The sequence below is a fragment of the Methylobacterium longum genome, from assembly GCF_022179385.1.
Taxonomy (GTDB): Bacteria; Pseudomonadota; Alphaproteobacteria; order Rhizobiales; family Beijerinckiaceae; genus Methylobacterium; species Methylobacterium longum.
The window spans coordinates 1-325 of record NZ_BPQS01000195.1 but is presented as its reverse complement, the minus strand read 5'-3'; the positions used below and the strand labels follow the sequence as shown (position 1 = coordinate 325).

At 70.8% G+C, this 325-nt stretch carries 1 protein-coding gene; it reads left to right on the top strand.

Annotated elements, in window-relative coordinates; genetic code table 11:
• On the top strand, positions 1 to 325 hold a 325-nt coding region (locus MFF58_RS32065; protein WP_283206497.1), incomplete at both ends, for a carbonic anhydrase.

Sequence of the window (325 nt, the reverse complement as noted above, 5' to 3'; positions counted from 1 at the left end):
GCGAACGGACGCGAACGCCGTCTCGAACTCGCCCGCGGGCAAGCCCCGTTCTGCGTGCTGGTCGGCTGCTCCGACAGCCGGGTCTCGCCCGAGATCCTGTTCGGGCGCGGGCTCGGCGAATTGTTCATCGTCCGGAACGCCGGCAACACGGTCGACACGGCGGCTCTGGGCAGCATCGAGTACGCCGTGGGCGTCCTCGGGGTGCCCCTCGTGGTCGTGCTCGGCCATCAATCCTGCGGCGCCGTCGCGGCCGCCGTCGAGGTCGTGCAGAAGAACGCGACGTTCCCGGGCGTCATCGGCGAGATGGTGCAGCCGATCGTGCCGG